General features: G+C 67.2%; 17 protein-coding genes. 12 read left to right on the top strand and 5 right to left on the bottom strand.

Features of this window, described 5'->3' with window-relative positions; translation table 11 throughout:
* Positions 1–39 precede the first annotated feature (39 nt).
* The 3 genes from BJ982_RS00205 to BJ982_RS00195 form a co-directional block, all read right to left on the bottom strand.
* Positions 40–669, bottom strand: coding sequence for a hypothetical protein (locus BJ982_RS00205; RefSeq protein ID WP_184875387.1), 630 nt, complete (start codon positions 667–669; stop codon positions 40–42).
* Between the two features lie 386 nt (positions 670–1,055).
* Positions 1,056–1,220, bottom strand: coding sequence for a hypothetical protein (locus BJ982_RS00200; RefSeq protein ID WP_184875385.1), 165 nt, complete (start codon positions 1,218–1,220; stop codon positions 1,056–1,058).
* A gap of 234 nt (positions 1,221–1,454) precedes the next feature.
* On the bottom strand, positions 1,455–2,600 hold the full coding sequence (locus tag BJ982_RS00195) for an acyl-CoA dehydrogenase family protein (RefSeq protein ID WP_184875383.1): 1,146 nt from the start codon (positions 2,598–2,600) through the stop codon (positions 1,455–1,457).
* 267 nt (positions 2,601–2,867) lie between these two features.
* On the opposite strand from BJ982_RS00195, the gene BJ982_RS00190 reads away from it, so the two are divergent.
* Entirely contained in the window at positions 2,868–4,190 is a 1,323-nt protein-coding gene (locus BJ982_RS00190) for a hypothetical protein (RefSeq protein WP_184875381.1), read from the top strand.
* The gene (locus BJ982_RS00185; RefSeq protein WP_184875379.1) at positions 4,187–5,062 is read left to right on the top strand and encodes a class F sortase; all 876 of its coding nucleotides are present in this window, start codon (positions 4,187–4,189) and stop codon (positions 5,060–5,062) included. Before BJ982_RS00190 ends, BJ982_RS00185 begins: the two co-directional genes overlap by 4 nt.
* A 54-nt stretch (positions 5,063–5,116) precedes the next feature.
* Here BJ982_RS00185 and BJ982_RS00180 read toward each other — a convergent pair whose 3' ends face one another.
* Complete coding sequence (locus tag BJ982_RS00180) at positions 5,117–5,803, bottom strand: class I SAM-dependent methyltransferase (protein WP_184875377.1); 687 nt, start codon at positions 5,801–5,803, stop codon at positions 5,117–5,119.
* 303 nt (positions 5,804–6,106) lie between these two features.
* Here BJ982_RS00180 and BJ982_RS00175 point away from each other — a divergent pair, with 303 nt between their 5' ends.
* A complete protein-coding gene (locus tag BJ982_RS00175; protein ID WP_184875375.1) occupies positions 6,107–6,421 on the top strand; it encodes a hypothetical protein in 315 nt (104 codons plus the stop codon).
* Positions 6,418–7,200: a hypothetical protein gene (locus BJ982_RS00170; RefSeq protein ID WP_184875373.1), complete on the top strand. Its 783-nt coding sequence runs from the start codon at positions 6,418–6,420 to the stop codon at positions 7,198–7,200. Before BJ982_RS00175 ends, BJ982_RS00170 begins: the two co-directional genes overlap by 4 nt.
* Here the strand turns inward: BJ982_RS00170 and BJ982_RS00165 are convergent.
* Positions 7,197–7,682 (bottom strand): ATP-binding protein, encoded by a 486-nt coding sequence (locus BJ982_RS00165; protein ID WP_184875371.1) that lies wholly within the window; start codon positions 7,680–7,682, stop codon positions 7,197–7,199. The genes BJ982_RS00170 and BJ982_RS00165 overlap by 4 nt on opposite strands.
* Positions 7,683–7,825: 143 nt before the next feature.
* On the opposite strand from BJ982_RS00165, the gene BJ982_RS00160 reads away from it, so the two are divergent.
* From BJ982_RS00160 to BJ982_RS40815, 8 genes are all read left to right on the top strand, one after another.
* Positions 7,826–8,665, top strand: coding sequence for a helix-turn-helix domain-containing protein (locus BJ982_RS00160; RefSeq protein ID WP_184875369.1), 840 nt, complete (start codon positions 7,826–7,828; stop codon positions 8,663–8,665).
* The gene (locus tag BJ982_RS00155) at positions 8,599–8,925 is read left to right on the top strand and encodes a DUF397 domain-containing protein (protein WP_184875367.1); all 327 of its coding nucleotides are present in this window, start codon (positions 8,599–8,601) and stop codon (positions 8,923–8,925) included. The genes BJ982_RS00160 and BJ982_RS00155 overlap by 67 nt, the downstream gene beginning before the upstream one ends.
* A 413-nt stretch (positions 8,926–9,338) precedes the next feature.
* The gene (locus BJ982_RS00150) at positions 9,339–10,217 is read left to right on the top strand and encodes a hypothetical protein (protein WP_184875365.1); all 879 of its coding nucleotides are present in this window, start codon (positions 9,339–9,341) and stop codon (positions 10,215–10,217) included.
* Positions 10,218–10,230: 13 nt separating this feature from the next.
* Positions 10,231–11,136 carry a class F sortase gene (locus BJ982_RS00145; RefSeq protein WP_184875362.1) on the top strand — a complete coding sequence of 302 codons (906 nt, stop codon included), beginning with the start codon at positions 10,231–10,233 and terminating at the stop codon, positions 11,134–11,136.
* A gap of 186 nt (positions 11,137–11,322) precedes the next feature.
* The gene (locus BJ982_RS00140; protein WP_184875360.1) at positions 11,323–13,110 is read left to right on the top strand and encodes a hypothetical protein; all 1,788 of its coding nucleotides are present in this window, start codon (positions 11,323–11,325) and stop codon (positions 13,108–13,110) included.
* A gap of 103 nt (positions 13,111–13,213) precedes the next feature.
* Positions 13,214–14,359 (top strand): acetyl-CoA C-acetyltransferase, encoded by a 1,146-nt coding sequence (locus BJ982_RS00135; RefSeq protein ID WP_184875358.1) that lies wholly within the window; start codon positions 13,214–13,216, stop codon positions 14,357–14,359.
* Positions 14,360–14,939: 580 nt separating this feature from the next.
* The gene (locus BJ982_RS00130; RefSeq protein WP_184875356.1) at positions 14,940–15,368 is read left to right on the top strand and encodes a hypothetical protein; all 429 of its coding nucleotides are present in this window, start codon (positions 14,940–14,942) and stop codon (positions 15,366–15,368) included.
* A complete protein-coding gene (locus BJ982_RS40815) occupies positions 15,257–15,580 on the top strand; it encodes a helix-turn-helix transcriptional regulator (protein WP_376697680.1) in 324 nt (107 codons plus the stop codon). Before BJ982_RS00130 ends, BJ982_RS40815 begins: the two co-directional genes overlap by 112 nt.

The following is a 15,580-nucleotide window of genomic DNA, read 5'->3' as shown; positions in this document are numbered from 1 at the left end:
GCGCGATGAGGCGTCACGTGGCGCGGTGCGGGCCCGTGCTCAGCTCGGCGTCGCCATCCTGAGCGGCGGGGTGAGGTTGACGAAGGCCGTGCAGTTGCCCGGCCAGGCGGGGTTGTTCCCGGTGCCGGGCGTCGGGTTCACCGTGCACGACGTCTGCGCGACCGAGCCGTTCGCGCTGGCCACGGTGACGTGCAGGTTGTTGCCCATCACCGCGAGAGAGACGTCCGTGACGTTGCCGGGGTATCCGGTGAGGCTGGTGAGGCTGTGCCACGGCGGAATCGTCCGCGGGTCCCGCACCGACGTGGTTCCGTTGCCCGGCGCCAGGCCGATGAACTTGTTGTTGCCCTGGAAGGCGGTGTCCACCTGTGGACCGGAGGCCCCGGGAGGGCCCTGCGGTCCGGGAGGACCCTGGGGTCCGGGCGGGCCTTGGGGGCCTTCGGGGCCGATGCAGACCTTGCACTTCCTCTTGTGGGACTTCTCCCCGTCCCTGCAGTGCTCGTCTCTGGAGTTGCCCGGACAGTTGTCGGCCCTGGTGTATGTCACCGAAGCGCCGGCGGTGCTCTGGTGGCCCGCGCCGGAGGCGGTGCCGGCCTGCGCCGGGGCCGCCACGGCGAAGAGCCCGCCCGTCACGAGCGTCGCCGCCGTGATGGTCCAGAAGGGTACGCTCACTCGCGAAACCCGCGTTTCATCCCGAGGAATCACTCGGTTTCTCCCATGTCAACGTGTTTCTGGTGAATCAGACTTGTCGCGCCATCGTGATAGCGCTTCGTCCATGATTACCCTGCGCCCGGCCGCATGCCCGGCCACGACGGGGCCGCTCCGGCGCAAAATTGGCCGACAAATGGAGAAAGGAATTTTCTCGGCCCGCCATCACCGGTGATATGTGGTTTCTCGCGGCCGTTCGCCCGCTTGAACGTATTAAGGATGATGGCTGGCTATCTAGCGGAGCAGGGGGGAGTATCCGTTTCGCGGGAGAAACCGGATGCGCGCGTGAAAAGCCGCGACCCGCCCGTGGTGTCAGTCCGCGGACGGGACGGGACGGCGAGAGGCCGGGGTCAGCGGAAGGTCTGCGTGTACACGGCGAGCATCACGATGACGAAGGTGATCATCACGCCGGTGTAGGCCATCGGGCCGAAGCGGAGCGCCCTGCGGACGCGGTTCAGGCCCCACGCGAACAGGAACGCCAGGAAGACCAACAGGACCAGTCCGCCGTTGTCCACCGCCACCGCCTCCGGGAGCTCGCTCGTGAGGCCGGCTTCCGCCGGGCCGACGCGGGGAGCCCGCCTCAGGGATCCTCCGCTGACCAGTATGCGGCCCCCGGCCGTCCGGCGCGGGCTTCCACGGCCCCGCGCCCCCGGGTTTTTCCGGCACGCGGCGGCCCGCGTATCCCGGACACGCACGGGTTCGCACGTCCGCACGTCCGGCCGTGCGCGTACGGACCACCGGCGAAACGCTCAGAAGCCGAACGAGCGCCCGATGATCTCCTTCATGATCTCGGTCGTGCCGCCGTAGATGGTCTGCACCCGGCCGTCCATCCACGCCTTCGCCACCGGGTACTCGGTCATGTAGCCATAGCCGCCGTGCAACTGCAGGCAGCGGTCGATCACCTTGTTCTGCAGCTCGGTCGTCCACCACTTGGCCTTCGCGGCGTCGACCACGGTCAGCTCCTTGGCGTTGAGCGCCCGGATGCACTTGTCCACGTAGTGGCGGGCGATCTCGACCTCGGTCGACAGCTCGGCGAGGACGAAACGGGTGTTCTGGAAGGAGCCGATGCTGCGGCCGAACGCCTTGCGCGTCCTGCAGTACTCGATCGTCATCTCCAGCACCGACTCGGCCGCCGCGACCGCCGCCACCGCGATCGACAGGCGCTCCTGCGGCAGGTTCGTCATGAGCTGGAAGAAGCCCTGCCCGTCCTGGTCGCCGAGACGGTTGGCCACCGGGATCCGGACGTTCTCGAAGAACAGCTCGGCGGTGTCCTGGGCGTGCATGCCGATCTTCTCCAGGTTGCGGCCCCGGGTGAAGCCCTCCATGCCCCGCTCCGCCACGAGCAGCGTCGTGCCCCGCGCGCCCTCGGCCGGGTCGGTCTTGGCGACGACCACCACCAGGTCGGCGTTGATGCCGTTGGTGATGAACGTCTTCTGCCCGTTGACGACGTAGTGGTCGCCGTCCCGGACGGCCGTCGTCCTGATGCTCTGCAGGTCGCTGCCCGCGCCGGGCTCGGTCATCCCGATGGCCGTGATCAGCTCGCCGGACGCGAACCCGGGCAGCCAGCGCCGCTTCTGCTCGTCGTCGGTCATGTCCACCAGGTACGGCGCCATGATGTCGTTGTGCAGGCCGAACCCGAGCCCGGTCGCGCCGAACCTGAGGATCTCCTCAACGATGATCGCGTTGTACCGAAAGTCCGTGATCCCGGCCCCCCCGAACTCCTCAGGCACCCCGAACCCGAACATGCCCAGCTCCCCGGCCTTCTTCCACACCTCCCTGGGAACGATCCCGTCCTTCTCCCACTGCTCGTGCCGGGGCGCCACCTCCCGGTTCATGAACTCACGCACGGTCTCACGGAAGAGCAGATGTTCCTCGTCGAACAGGTCTCGCCGCATTCGCATCCTCCTAGGGGCTCCCTCACCAGAATACGATTCTGTTAGCGGCCCGGTCTGTCGCGTCCGCCTCCCGAGCCGCCCAACGTTACGAATCAGCCACGTCAGGTATCCGTTCCCTATCTGCTCCTACGTGGATGAGTTGAAAGTCATACGATCTACCTTCGGTCCGTCCTTCGGCCGCCGGGATGATCGGAGACGCTCGTGAACGCGTGGGGATCCAGGGTCCGTGGATCATTAGCGGCACTGTCGTTGGCCGCGTGCACGGGCGTGGTGGTGCTGCAGGCCAGCCCTGGCGCCGCCGACACGGACAATTACATCTACACCTATGAATGCCTGTCTGGGCCTCTGCTGCCGGCTACGAATCCGAAGAAGGTCGACGTCCAGGTCGCGGTGCCGAAGTCCGTGCCACTTGGCCAGCAGATTCCCGTGGAGTGGACGCTCACGAACTCCACGTTGGCGGTTCCGCGCAAGTTTCCGGTCGGCGGAAAGATATCCGTCCGGGGAATTCTTCAAGTCAGCGGCTTGTGGCAGGGGCAGTTGGACTCCCTCGGCACCAAAGATCAGGGAGAGCTTGCCGCTGGTGGCGTGGTGTCACTGCCCACGGCGATAACGGGGGCCGTCGCCACGAGCAAGGTCGGCAAGCTCACCGTCAAGCCCGGTGATCTGGTGGTGGATTTCCAGCCACCGGCCGAGGAGACGCTCTTAAATAACACCGCTACCGGGGCCAATGGGCCGATCACTTATGCGGGCGCAGCTCCGTCCCTGCCGCAAGGCGGTTGGTCACTGTCAGGGCCGTCTGAGCGGCCCAAGTTCGACGACTATCAAGGCGACGTACACCACACGACCAAGCAGGGTGACAAGGCGACGGTGACGTTTTACGGGACGGGACTTCAGTACATCACCGAGCGGCATGCCGCGATGGGCAAGGTCGAAGTGACCGGCACGGGAGTCACCACGGAGACAGTGGACGCGTCTGTCAAAGAAGACAAGACGACCCCGGTCCCGGTCGATGCTCGCGAGTTCAAGCAAGTTCTCTGGCAGAAGAACGACTTCACCTATGGCGAGCACACGGTCACATTCACCAATAAGGCCGAGAACGGCAAATACATGTTGGTTGATGCCTTCAAGGTGAGCACTGATCCCAGCAGGGTTCCCTCGGACTCTTTCCGCACGACCTGCAGCGTCAAGGACAACGGCGACCTGAAGACGGCGACCGTAGAGATCGTGCCTGCGCCGAGCGCCAGTACGTCCAGTAGTCCCTCCACCAGTGGGCAGATCAGTGACGGAGACGACTCGGCTCGGGGAGTTGTCGTGTTGTCTGGTGGCGGGCAGGGGCATGGGGCGCCTACGGCTACCGCTACGGCTACTGTCACGCCGAAGCCGACGAAGAAGGTCAGTTCGACGCCGCAGGTGCGGGTGACGCCGAAGGGTGGCGCGCACACGGGTGAGGCGCCCGAGCGGAACGCCGGTGCCGCGTCGCTGCTGATCGGGTACGGCGCCGTCCTGACCGCGGGCGGGCTCGGCGGTGGCCTGTTGCTGAGACGCCGGCGTATGGCACGCGGCTCCGCCGGACGAGGGAAGCTCGGTTGAGCGCGCCCATGCCGCCCGAGGACGCTCCACGCGAAGCCCGCTGGAAGGCGGCGCTGGCCCCTGTCGTGCTCACCGTGGGCTCGCTGGCCGGGGTAGGCGCCGTGATGGTGGGCCTGCTGATGTACCTCTCACCCGTGCAGGAGAACGCGTCGAACGCGTCCCCGGACGCGGCGCGGGTTGCTCGGATGGACGCCGCAGGAGATCCGGGCTCGTCCGGCGGTACGGCCGGGGATCCCGGCCTGTCCGGTGGTACGTCGGGGACGAACCCGGTCGGCGTCCAGGTCGCCGATCCCGCCGCTGCCGCGATGGCGACGGTCGGGCCGGGAGGAGCGAACGTCCCGCTGGTGGAGGCCGCGCCCACGGCCCCGCCGCCCTCCCCGGCAGCCGCCGTCCCCGCGAAGCCGCTGCGTAAGGCGGCCCCCGTGCGCGTCAAGATCCCCTCGATCGGGGTGGACGCGGCGCTGGTCTCTCTTGGTGTGGACAAGTCCGGCGAGATCCAGGTGCCGTCCCTGAGCCGTCCCAAGCTGGCGGGGTGGTACCGGCTCGGGCCTGCGCCCGGCGAGATGGGCCCGGCGGTGATTCTCGGGCATGTGAACACCCGGAAGGGACCGGCGGTGTTCAGCCGCCTGCGCGAGCTGGGCCGGGGCGCCGTGATCACGGTGGTTCGCTCGGATGGGTCGTCGGCGCGGTTCACGGTGGACGGTGCCGAGCAGGCGAGCAAGAACAGGTTTCCGACCAAGCGCGTCTATGGTCACGTGGATCGTCCCAGCCTGCGACTCATCACCTGCGGCGGCATCTTCAACCCCCGCGCGCACAGCTACACCGACAACATCATCATCTACGCCACCCTCACCTCCGCCGCGCGCCGTTGACCAGGTGCCCCGGCCGGGGTCCCATGTCGTGCGTTCCGCCGGCCGGGGCACAGGTCATCGGGGGACCGCGCGCACCCAACCGCGGTCGTCGGCGAGGAAGCCGGATATGGTCAGGCCCGCTTCGTTGAGCTGGGCCTCCAGGTAGTCATCGTCGAGGCGCTTGCTGAGGTAGGTGTGCGTCCACTGCCGGTCGCCGAGGGTGTACTCCAGCGTCAGAAGAAGGAGCCCCGGGCCAGGCCGCTCCAGCCCGGCCACGCGCACCCTGTGGCCCTCACTCGCGACGCGCTCGAAGGGCTCGATCGTGTCGTACCACTCGGGCGGCTGGCGTTGCAGGATCACGCACCCGCCGGCGGCGACGTGCCGCGCGCAGGCGCGCAGGAAGTCGCGGCGCAGGTCGTCGTCCGCCGTCTCGACGACGAACGACATGAGAAGGACGACGTCGAACGTCCTGCCGAGGGACAGAGACTGGATCGGCGAGCGGACGGTCTCGGCGCCCTTGATGTGCGCGAGCATCTCGGCGGACTCGTCCACGGCCACCGCCTCGTGCCCGAGGGCCACAAGGCTGTGCGTGATCCGTCCGACACCCGCGCCGAGCTCCAGAATGGACGCCCCCTCGGGGATGGCCGCGTGGATCAACTCCGGTTCGCCCCGGGGCTTGAGCGTCGCGTAGAAGTCGACCGCGCACCCGTCCGGTGTGATCGCTCCGGGACCGGTGCCGTGATACACCCTGTTCGCACTCATGCCTGCCATCCTGCAAAAACGGCCGGCGTTACGAAACCCTGAATGATGTCCGTCGACTCGGCTCATGCCCGCGACCTGGCGAAACGCATTCCATCGATGATGGTCTATACCTCTTGTGCACGGGCGGTCCGGGACCGGGATGTACTCTTGCGCCGAAGTCCGCGACCTCATTGAGGCCCTCGTTTCCGGCTGCGCCGGGGGGAGGGCCTTTTGTCGTTCACGGGCAAGTCCATCGATCCCCACCGAGACGGCCTCCATGTCATGCGCACGCGGGGGCCGTCTCGCGTTTTCCCGGAGGAAGGCATGCCCCCCGTTCCGATCGCCACCGCGTCTCCCGCGTTACCGGCCATGCCGTGGCCCGTCCAACTGGCCTGCGTGGCGCTCGCGGCCCTCGTCGTGGTCGCCGTCCTGCTGTACGCCATCGTCAAGCGCGTCATCGACAAGGCCGACGCCGACGACCTGCCCCAGGTGCTGGCCGCCTTGCGGTCGCTGGTGGACAGCGTCGGGAACGTGGTCACGCGCCCTCCGCTCGGTACGGGGCCCGTACGCCTCCCGGTGGACCCGCCGCGCGGGCAGACTGGTACCGGGGAGCCGACGGCATCGGAGGACATGCCATGAGCGTCCATGTCCCTCCGCCTCGCAGGGCGGCGGCCCGGCCGATCGAACGGCGCACCGTCCACCAACTGTTCCTGCTGGCTGAACTGGCCGCGTCCCCCGATGCGGACTGGGATTCCCTCCTGTGGGGCTGGGAGTCCCTCTACGATTACGACTTCGAGTCCTTCGTCGATGGGTGCCTCCTCAGCAGGAACCGCGAGACGGCCCGTTCGGCGCTCCACCTCATCGAATGCACGTCCTCCGCTGATGAGCGGGGCTTTCTGTACGGACTGGTGTGTGACGACCAGGGACTCAACCCCTATGCGGCCTTTCCGACGTACACGGCGATTTACATGACGATCTTGAACGGCATTGCAGGGAGCAACCCGCCGGTAGTACACCGTCTGGATGAAGCGCTGCGCATGGTGACCCGGTGCAAGCCGGTGATCAAGGACTTCCACCGTGGAAAATGCGTGTGCGGCTGCGACGTACGTCACCAGGCCGACCGGATTCGCGATTTCATGCGGCTCAGCGGGGCGTTACGTGGGTTCGTCGAGGATGACGCCGGGTTGTTCTGGGTTATCGGGCCTGATGAATTCGTGGACAGGTTCCGGGATTGGCTGAAGGCCGACAGCAGGCCGTGCAGGCACTGTGGAGCGCTGCTGGCCTCCTACGGGTTCACCGGCGAACGGTCCGCTTCCGGCCGGCCGCGTCTGTACTGTACGGACGCGTGCCGTCAGGCCGAGTATCGGAAGCGGGCCCAGCGGATGAAGGAACGAGGCGGTTCCCGCCCGAATGACTAGGGGAGGAGCTTCAACGGGACGGACGGGTCGCTCTGGGGCCAGGCGGTGAGGTGGAACCAGACTGTTTTTCCGTGGTGGTGGAGGATCCAGCCCCATTTGCAGGCGAGGGCCTGGACGATGGCCAGGCCCCGGCCGGAGGTCTCCATCGACTCGGCCGATCTCATGCGCGGGATGGTGACGCACGAGTCGTACACCTCGACGGTCATCAATGACCCGTCCCGGCGGACGGCGATGCGTATGGTGCTGGAGACGGGGAGCGCCTTCATCCCGTGGACGAGGGCGTTCGTGACGACTTCCGAGGTGAGCAGCTCCGCGACGGCCGGAACCTTGTCCGCCGCCTTCCAGTCGAGGGCGACGTCGCGGACGAAGCGTCGCGCGGAGGCGATACATTTCTCGTCCGCCGGTATCCACTTCTGCCCCAGCAGAGGTATGTCGCCGTCCTGCTCGATGTCGTGGCCGGACATTGCCATCTGAATCGCCATGACCCCTCATGATCTTTGCTCGCCGTGTGGATTTCGCATGCCAAGCGTGCCGAGGTGGCGCTACTCTCCGTAGGTGAATGATTACTAGTCCATGGCTTTGAACGTCAGGATCGGTTCGTTGAACCCCGGCGATTGGGAGCACGATGGCGGACAAGTACACACCTCAGGCCATCTGGGGCAGGGAGCTTCGTCACTACCGGCAGGTGGCCGGCTTCACCCAGGCCCAGCTCGCACAGAGGATCCACTTCAGCGAGTCGCTGATCAGCGGCATTGAGACAGGACAGCTTCCAGCGAGCCCGGAGTTCGCTCAGGCGTGCGACACCACCCTGAGTACGGGGGGAGCCCTTCACCGGCTACTCGACTGGCGAAAGGGTAGTCCGTTCCCTGAGTGGTTCGGAAAGTGGCAGGACAAGGAACGTGTGGCCACCGTGGTCAAGGCATATGAATCACTGCTGATACCCGGTCTGCTTCAAACCCCCGCGTACGCCACTGAGGTGCTCTTTGGTGACGAGTCAGCCGTACAGGCGCGGTTGGCGCGTCAGGAGATATTCATGCGCCGGGACCCGCCGCCTCCCATGCTGCGCTTCGTGATCGACGAGTCGGTGCTGCATCGGCTGATCGGTACTACGGAGACCATGTACGAGCAGTTGAGACATCTCGTCTCGGTGGTCAGTCCTCGCATCAGCGTACAAATAGTGCCGGTCGGTGGTATGCATCCAGGACTTGATGCGGGCTTCATGGTGGCTACGCTGGAAGGCGGAAGCGAGCTGGCTTACCTAGACACGGCAGTGCGTGGCCTAGTGACCGCCGATCAAGATGATGTCACGGCAGCCATGGCCAAATTCGAAGCCATTCGCGTAGAGGCACTACCGCAGCAAATGTCAGTAGACCTCATCAACAGAACGGCGGAGGACCGATGGACCTCAGCAACGTCACTTGGCGGAAATCCAGCTACACGAGTAGCAATGGAGGAAACTGCGTAGAGATCGCGGAGCTGTGGCGTAAGTCGAGCTACACCAGTGACAACGGAGGGAACTGCGTAGAGGTCGCTGACCCCTGGCAGAAGTCCAGCCACAGCGGCAACAACGGCGGCGACTGCTTGGAAGTCGCTCAGCCGGTCACGCACGAGGTGGTCGCGGTTCGGGACTCCAAGAACCCGGAGGGGCCGAAGCTGCTCTTCTCGCACGATGAGTGGACCGCCTTCATCTCCGGCGTGAAGGTCGACGAGTTCAGTCGTAGGTAGAGCTCCTGCGGGAGTCGGCGGGTGGCTGTTGACGGCCCCACCGCCGACTCCTGGGGCGGATCGCGGTGATCGCTCCGCCATCATCGGTCGCGTAGACCGGGACGTTCACCGCAATTGCGGTACGAAGATCCTTGCGGAACGATTGTGGCTGGACTCGACCTCACCAGTCACAGGAGCAACACCGTCGCACACGTACAGTGACGGTTTCTCGGCCGGGTTGACGGGTCTCACAAATTAAGTTGACGCGCTGCGACTTTGTGACCTGCGGTGATGGATGAACAGCGCGAGAAGACCCGTCAAACCACAGCAAGGCGGGACGAAGCCTCCGTAGGATCTCAACTGAACTGTAACCACAGACTGGGATCCTGTTACGCCTAGCGAACCGGTCATCGCCGCTGGAATGGAGAGATTACGTGCTGAAGTCGCGAGCACGCCGTCGCATCGCCACCAAGGCAGCCGTAGCCGGTGTCATCGGTACGGGCGTAATCTTCGGCGCCCTTCCCGCATTGGGCGCCTTCGTCGGCCCGACCCCCGTCACCTATACCTGTAAGTCGGGTAACACCACCCTTGGCACCTACAACTTCCAAGTGTCACTGGATGGTCCGCTGACGACTCCCTCGCCTAGCGAGACCGTGACGTTGACCTGGGTGGTCGGGCAGCCCACGGCTACCCCGAGCTTCACTGCCACGTCCGTGATCACACCCAGTACTGCGGTTCAGATCGAAGGTCAGCTCGTCGCCAGCGGCCCGCCGCTGGGTCCCGCCCCGATCACTCCCAAGCCGACGACGTCCTACGCCCCGTTGGCCACCATCTCCCCCGGGGACCCCCTTCCGCTGCCCACGATGACGGCCACCGTGGTACCTACTGCGGTCGGCCAGTTCTCGGTCAAGCCCGGGAACTTCACCCTGAAACTCGGGGCGAACAGCACCTACACATGTGAGATCGCGGCAGCGCCATCACCGGCCAACGCGACGGCGGTTCCGCTGACCATTGTGGTCGCGTCCCCGAGCGCGTCTCCCTCTGCATCGCCCACGGGTTCGACCACTTCTTCGAATACCCCCACAGCCACGCCTACGCCCACCAGGACGCCGAAGCCGACGCACACCGTCTACGAGACCGTGACGCACAATCCGGAGCAGGTGAAGCGGAAGCCGTCCGGTGGTGCCGCGACCGGTGGGGGTGCGGACGCGGGGCCTGACGGGCGTCTGTTCGTGGCGGCCGGGATGGTGCTGGTGGTCGGGGCGGGTGTGGGCGGTCTCGTGGTCCGGCACCGGCGCCCGAACCGGGGTTGATCGGAGGCACGCGATGACGACGCCTCCCGAGTACCCGTTCCCGGATAACGGCGGCCATCCGCACGCCGACCCGGGAGCGCAGGGCGCGCACGGCTATCCACAGCCTGGGCAGGGGGCGCCGTACCCGCCGCAGTTCTACTACCAGTACCCCGGCGGGGACCAGTGGGGGCAGCCGCAGCGCTCCGACCGGGGCCAGATGATGCGGACCGTGCTCATCATCGCGGCGGTCGCGGGTGTGGTCACGGTGGTGGTCGGGCTGCTGTTCATGGTGAATGCGCCCGACCAGTACGGCCTGAAGGAGTCCCGTACGCCGCTGCGCCTGCAGTCCGAGCCGTCCCTGGCTCCGTCGGTGGGGCCGGGCGGCCTGGGGCAGCCGCTGACGCAGGCCGTGTCGTCGGCGCCGCCTCCGGTGCCGAGCCTGCCGCCCGCGCCGCCGATGCAACCGTCCAGCCCGAAGCGGCTCATCATCCAGAAGCTGGGGATCAACGCGCCGATCAAGTCGGTGGGCACCGACAAGGACGGCGCGATCGAGACGCCTCCGATCAACAACCACAACCTGGTCGGGTGGTACCGCTACGGCCCGACGCCGGGGCAGTCCGGTCCGGCCGTGATGCTCGGTCACAAGGACACGACCACGCGCAGCGCTGTGTTCAGCCGGCTGCACGAGATGCAGTACGGCGACACGATCGAGGTCACCCGCATGGACGGCACGGTGGCCATCTTCACCGTGGGCGGCATCGAGCAGGCGGACAAGAAGACGTTCCCGACGAACCGGGTGTACGGCAACGCGGACGCGGCCGAGCTGCGGCTGATCACCTGCGGCGGCACGTACAACCGTACGACCGGTCACTACGTCGACAACGTGATCGTGTACGCCCGGATGACGGGCACCCGGAAGGCGACCTCCTCCTCACGCTGAGTGGTCGCCCACGTTCTGTTGAAGCCCTGGTGGATCGCCGAATGAGTGCCCGATGACTTCCCGCTGAGCAGCTCTGAGGTTGCGCTGAGTGATCTTTTCCGGAAATCTCCGGAGGTTCACGGCATTCGCCATACTTCGTGGTGGTTCACCCCTAAGATCATCCTCCTGTCGGATGAGGGGGACGGTGTGTCAAGGCGCCATCTAGGGCTGCTCGCGGCCGGGCTCTACCTGGTGTCCGTGGCCGTCGCCGCGGTGATCGCCATCGCCAACGACGATCTGCGCGTCTTCTACCTGGGCGTGGTCTGGGAGTGGGCCGGCGGTGGATTCATGCTCGGCGACGGGTTCCCGGAGGCCGGGGACATGGCGGCCGGGCTAGCCGTGGTCGCCGTCCTCAACGCGTGGATGTTCTGGCAGGTCCTGCGCCTGCCCCCACGCGCGGACAAGGGCGCCGACCGGCGGGTGATCCGGCTGCGGCGGCTGCTCTACCTGGCCGCCGCCTACTCGGCGGTCCTCTGGCTGCCGAGCGAGCTGCTTCCCGACGCGCTCGCCGAGGCCCTCTTCCTGCTGGTGTGGGCCCCACTGTGGGTGACCTTCCTCCTGGTCCTGACCGGTGAGTCCTGGCGGTTCCGTGCTCTGGGCCTGGTCTTCGCCGCGATCTGCGTGGCCCTGTCCGTGGAGAGCGCGATCGACGAGCTGCCGGGAGTCGTGTGGCCGAACACCGGCTGGTTGCTCTCACTGGTCGACTCCGCCTGGCTGCTCATGATCCTCCTCGCCCAGCGGCGGGATGAGCGCTGGAGCCGTGCCACGGTCACCCTGGGCCTGGCCGGCCTGACGATGCCGTTCGCGTTCGAGTTCTTCGGGGCGCTTCTGGTGCCTTTCCTCGGCCCCGAGGCTTTGGTGATCAACTGGCTGTCGGACGAGCTGAACGTCTTCTACACGGTGTGGCTCGCCCGCTCGGCCCATGAGCTCGCCGGTCCCGGCGCCGGGTCCGCCCCCGCCGGGGTCGCCTCCGGCGGGCCGCCTCGTGCCGTAAGGATCGTCTCGGCGGCGGTCGTGCTCGTGCCGGTGATCGGGATGATCGAGCCCGAGGAAAGGCCACGCCTCACCTACAGCGGCTGGGATGACAGGTGCTACGAGTGGACCATGCAGTACCGTCCCTACGGCGACACCCGGCCGGAGGACCGGGAGAGGGCGTTCATCTGCCACGCGCGCACCACCATGGACGGCGTCCCGCCGATGTTCCCCGACACCCTCGCCGACCAGTACGTCCTCGCGTACGGCAGGCGGCTGTGCCAGGCGCGGGAACGCGAGGAGCAGGTGGCCCTGCTGGAGGAGGCGGGCAGCGAGCGCAGCGGATGGGGCGCCGATCCCGACGATCTGGTGTTCCTGTGCCCGGACGTGGTCGGCGCGCGGCAGCCCGACCTGCTGCGCTCGGAGGCCGAGAAAAAGGCCGACGAGGACCGGTTCGTGGCCGAGGAGAACGCCCGGTGCCCTGAAGCCTGGCCGCGGGTGCGGGCACGACGGGAGGGCACGTCCGCGTACTTCCTGTTCGAGGGTGGTGGGTACGCCGTTTACGACCCCGAGGGCGAGATCGGCGAGGAGAGCTGGGACGCGGCGCTGGACGACGGGTTCGTGGGCGCGGCCGGGGGCGCGGTGACCGTGATGACCGAGAGCGAGAACCAGCCGATGTGCCTGACGGTGAAGGCGTTCGACTCGGCCCCGCCGCTGCGGCTGAAAGGGTGGGAGCAGGTGACGGAGGTCGGCGTGGTCAGCACGAGCGGCCGGCTGCTGGTGCCCATGATGGAGGACGGCGCCGAGCAGGGGACCGCGGTACGTCTGCCGAACCTCGCGGTGAAGGGCCCCGGGCGGTACCGGGTGCGGGTCTACGCCGGGGGCGGGGAGGACGCCTACGAGCAGCACCTGATCGTGGTGTTCCCGGGCCGGTCGGGGAAGAAGGTCGAGTACGTGCGGTGAGGCGCGCGGGCGGGCTCGGTTCTCCGTGGAGCATTATTCTGTAATACGCTCGCAGGTACCGAACGTTGCTCGGTTTCAGGTGGGACGAACCCCAGGAGGCACCGTGGCAGAGGCGTACATCGTCGGGGCGGTCCGTAGCCCGGTCGGCAAGAAGAAGGGCGGCCTGTCCACCGTCCACCCCACCGATCTGGCCGCGCACACGCTCAAGGCCCTGGTGGAGCGCACCGGTGTCGATCCCGCGGCGGTCGAGGACGTGATCATGGGCTGCGTCATGCAGTTCGGACCGCAGAGCATGGACATCGCCCGCAACGCGTGGCTGTCAGCGGGACTGCCGGAGTCCGTGCCGGGCGTCACGATCGACCGGCAGTGCGGCTCGTCGCAGCAGTCGATCCACTTCGCGGCCCAGGGCGTGCTGTCGGGTACGCAGGACCTGGTGGTGGCGGCCGGCGTCGAGTCCATGAGCGTCGTGCCGATGGGGTCGAGCGTCACCGCCGCGCTGGAGAAGGGGATGCCGTTCCCCTTCGGCGACATGTGGGTCGAGCGGTACGGCAAGCAGGAGATCTCGCAGTTCCGCGGGGCCGAGCTGATGTGCGAGAAGTGGGGCTTCGAGCGCGACGAGCTCGAACGGTACGCGTACGAGAGCCACCAGCGGGCCGCCAAGGCCGTCGCCAACGGCTACTTCAAGGAGCAGATCGCGCCGCTCAACGGGGTCGAGGACGACGAGGGCCCCCGGGCGGACACGACGCTGGAGAAGATGGCCGGGCTGAAGACGCTGCGCGACGGCGGGCGGATCACCGCGGCCACCTCCTCGCAGATCTCCGACGGCTCCGGCGCGATACTGATCGCCTCCGAGCGGGCGATGCGCGCGCACGGGCTCACGCCGCGTGCCCGGATCGTCCAGCTGGCCCTCGTCGGCGACGACCCGGTGTACATGCTCACCGCGCCGATCCCGGCCACCCGGCGAGCGCTGGAGAGGTCCGGGCTGTCGATCGGCGACATCGACGTCATCGAGATCAACGAGGCGTTCGCGCCGGTTCCGCTGGCCTGGCTCAAGGAGATCGGCGCCGACCCGGCCCGGACCAACCCGAACGGCGGCGCCATCGCGCTCGGCCACCCGCTGGGCGGCACCGGGGCGATCCTGATGACCAAGCTGCTGCACGAGCTGGAGCGCACCGGCGGCCGGTACGGGCTGCAGACCATGTGCGAAGGCGGCGGCCAGGCCAACGTCACCATCATCGAACGACTGTAGGCCCGGAAGGGCGGCGCTCCGCCCCGGCCCGACCTGCGGATAGGGGACCGCGGTCAAGGGCGGGGGCAGGGCGCCGCCGTCACGGGGCCGCCCGGCGCGCGGACGGTCCCGTCTTTACACCGGTCAGCGGCCCTTCGGCTGACGGCGCGGCGGCGGTACGCGCCGCATGGGCGCGGGCGGCACCGGCACACGCCTCGGAACCGGAGGCAGGCGTCGCGCGGGCTGTGGAGTAGGTCCCGGCTGGGCGCCCGGCTGGGATACCGGCGTGGGGAAAGAACGAGCACGCATAAGAAGGTCTCCTTACGGATGGCGACGCGGCAGAAGGTCATGCCGCGGGAAGCCGCTCAGCTACCGCGTCTGGATGGACGGGATCAGAGAGCCGAGTGCCGGCGGATCGGTCGGCGAGGACCGATCGAGGCCGTCAGTAAGGAAAAATGCGCATGCCCTGACGGTACGAGACCGCCGGGATCGCCCGCAACCGATTTATTCGCCACCCGCCCTGGGGTAGGCGATACCCCTTCCGAGCTGGGTAATGTCAAAAAAACTAGACATCGTGTCGCGTCTGCTTTACATTCGTGGCATGCCCTCAGAAGAGAAGAACGCGTGGATCATGGGGTTGGTCGCGATCGCGGCGTACGCGGTGTACGTCGTCATCGTCCTCGGCCGGGCGGGCGACAAGCCGCTCGCCGACGTGCCGTACGCGGCGACGATGCTGTGGACCATCGGCGGCGGCATCGTGGCAGGGATCGTCCTGAACATCGCCGTCGCCATCGCCTCGCCCCGGGACGCCGGCAAGAAGGACGTCCGTGACCGCGAGATCTACCGGTTCGGCGAGCACATCGGCCAGTCGTTCGTGGTCATCGGCGGCGTCGCCGTGATCCTCATGGCGCTGGCCGAGTGGGACACGTTCTGGATCGCCAACGTGATGTACCTGGCGTTCGTCCTGTCGGCGATCCTCGGGTCGATCGCCAAGATCGCCGCCTACCGCTGGGGCTTCCAGCCGTGGTGAAACGGACCAGGATCACCAACTCGATCAGGACCCTCAGATTCACGCACGGAGAGATGACGCAGGCCGACCTGGCCGACCGCATCGGCGTGACCCGGCAGACGATCATCGCCATTGAGCAGGGCAAGTACTCGCCGTCGCTGGAGGTGGCGTTCCAGATCGCCCGGGTGTTCGACGTACCGCTCGACGACGTGTTCCAGTATCCGGACAGTTAG

Origin of the sequence: Sphaerisporangium siamense, from assembly GCF_014205275.1 — a bacterium.
GTDB classification, from domain to species: Bacteria; Actinomycetota; Actinomycetes; order Streptosporangiales; family Streptosporangiaceae; genus Sphaerisporangium; species Sphaerisporangium siamense.
This window is presented reverse-complemented; position numbering and strand designations above follow the sequence as displayed.

Coding starts and splice junctions, on each gene's coding strand:
- BJ982_RS00145 (WP_184875362.1), top strand. CDS start 10,231: ATGACGACGCCTCCCGAGTACCCGTTCCCGGATAACGGCGGCCATCCG.
- BJ982_RS00155 (WP_184875367.1), top strand. CDS start 8,599: ATGGACCTCAGCAACGTCACTTGGCGGAAATCCAGCTACACGAGTAGC.
- BJ982_RS00170 (WP_184875373.1), top strand. CDS start 6,418: ATGAGCGTCCATGTCCCTCCGCCTCGCAGGGCGGCGGCCCGGCCGATC.
- BJ982_RS00130 (WP_184875356.1), top strand. CDS start 14,940: ATGCCCTCAGAAGAGAAGAACGCGTGGATCATGGGGTTGGTCGCGATC.
- BJ982_RS00175 (WP_184875375.1), top strand. CDS start 6,107: ATGCCCCCCGTTCCGATCGCCACCGCGTCTCCCGCGTTACCGGCCATG.
- BJ982_RS00180 (WP_184875377.1), bottom strand. CDS start 5,803: ATGAGTGCGAACAGGGTGTATCACGGCACCGGTCCCGGAGCGATCACA.
- BJ982_RS00160 (WP_184875369.1), top strand. CDS start 7,826: ATGGCGGACAAGTACACACCTCAGGCCATCTGGGGCAGGGAGCTTCGT.
- BJ982_RS00195 (WP_184875383.1), bottom strand. CDS start 2,600: ATGCGGCGAGACCTGTTCGACGAGGAACATCTGCTCTTCCGTGAGACC.
- BJ982_RS00165 (WP_184875371.1), bottom strand. CDS start 7,682: ATGGCGATTCAGATGGCAATGTCCGGCCACGACATCGAGCAGGACGGC.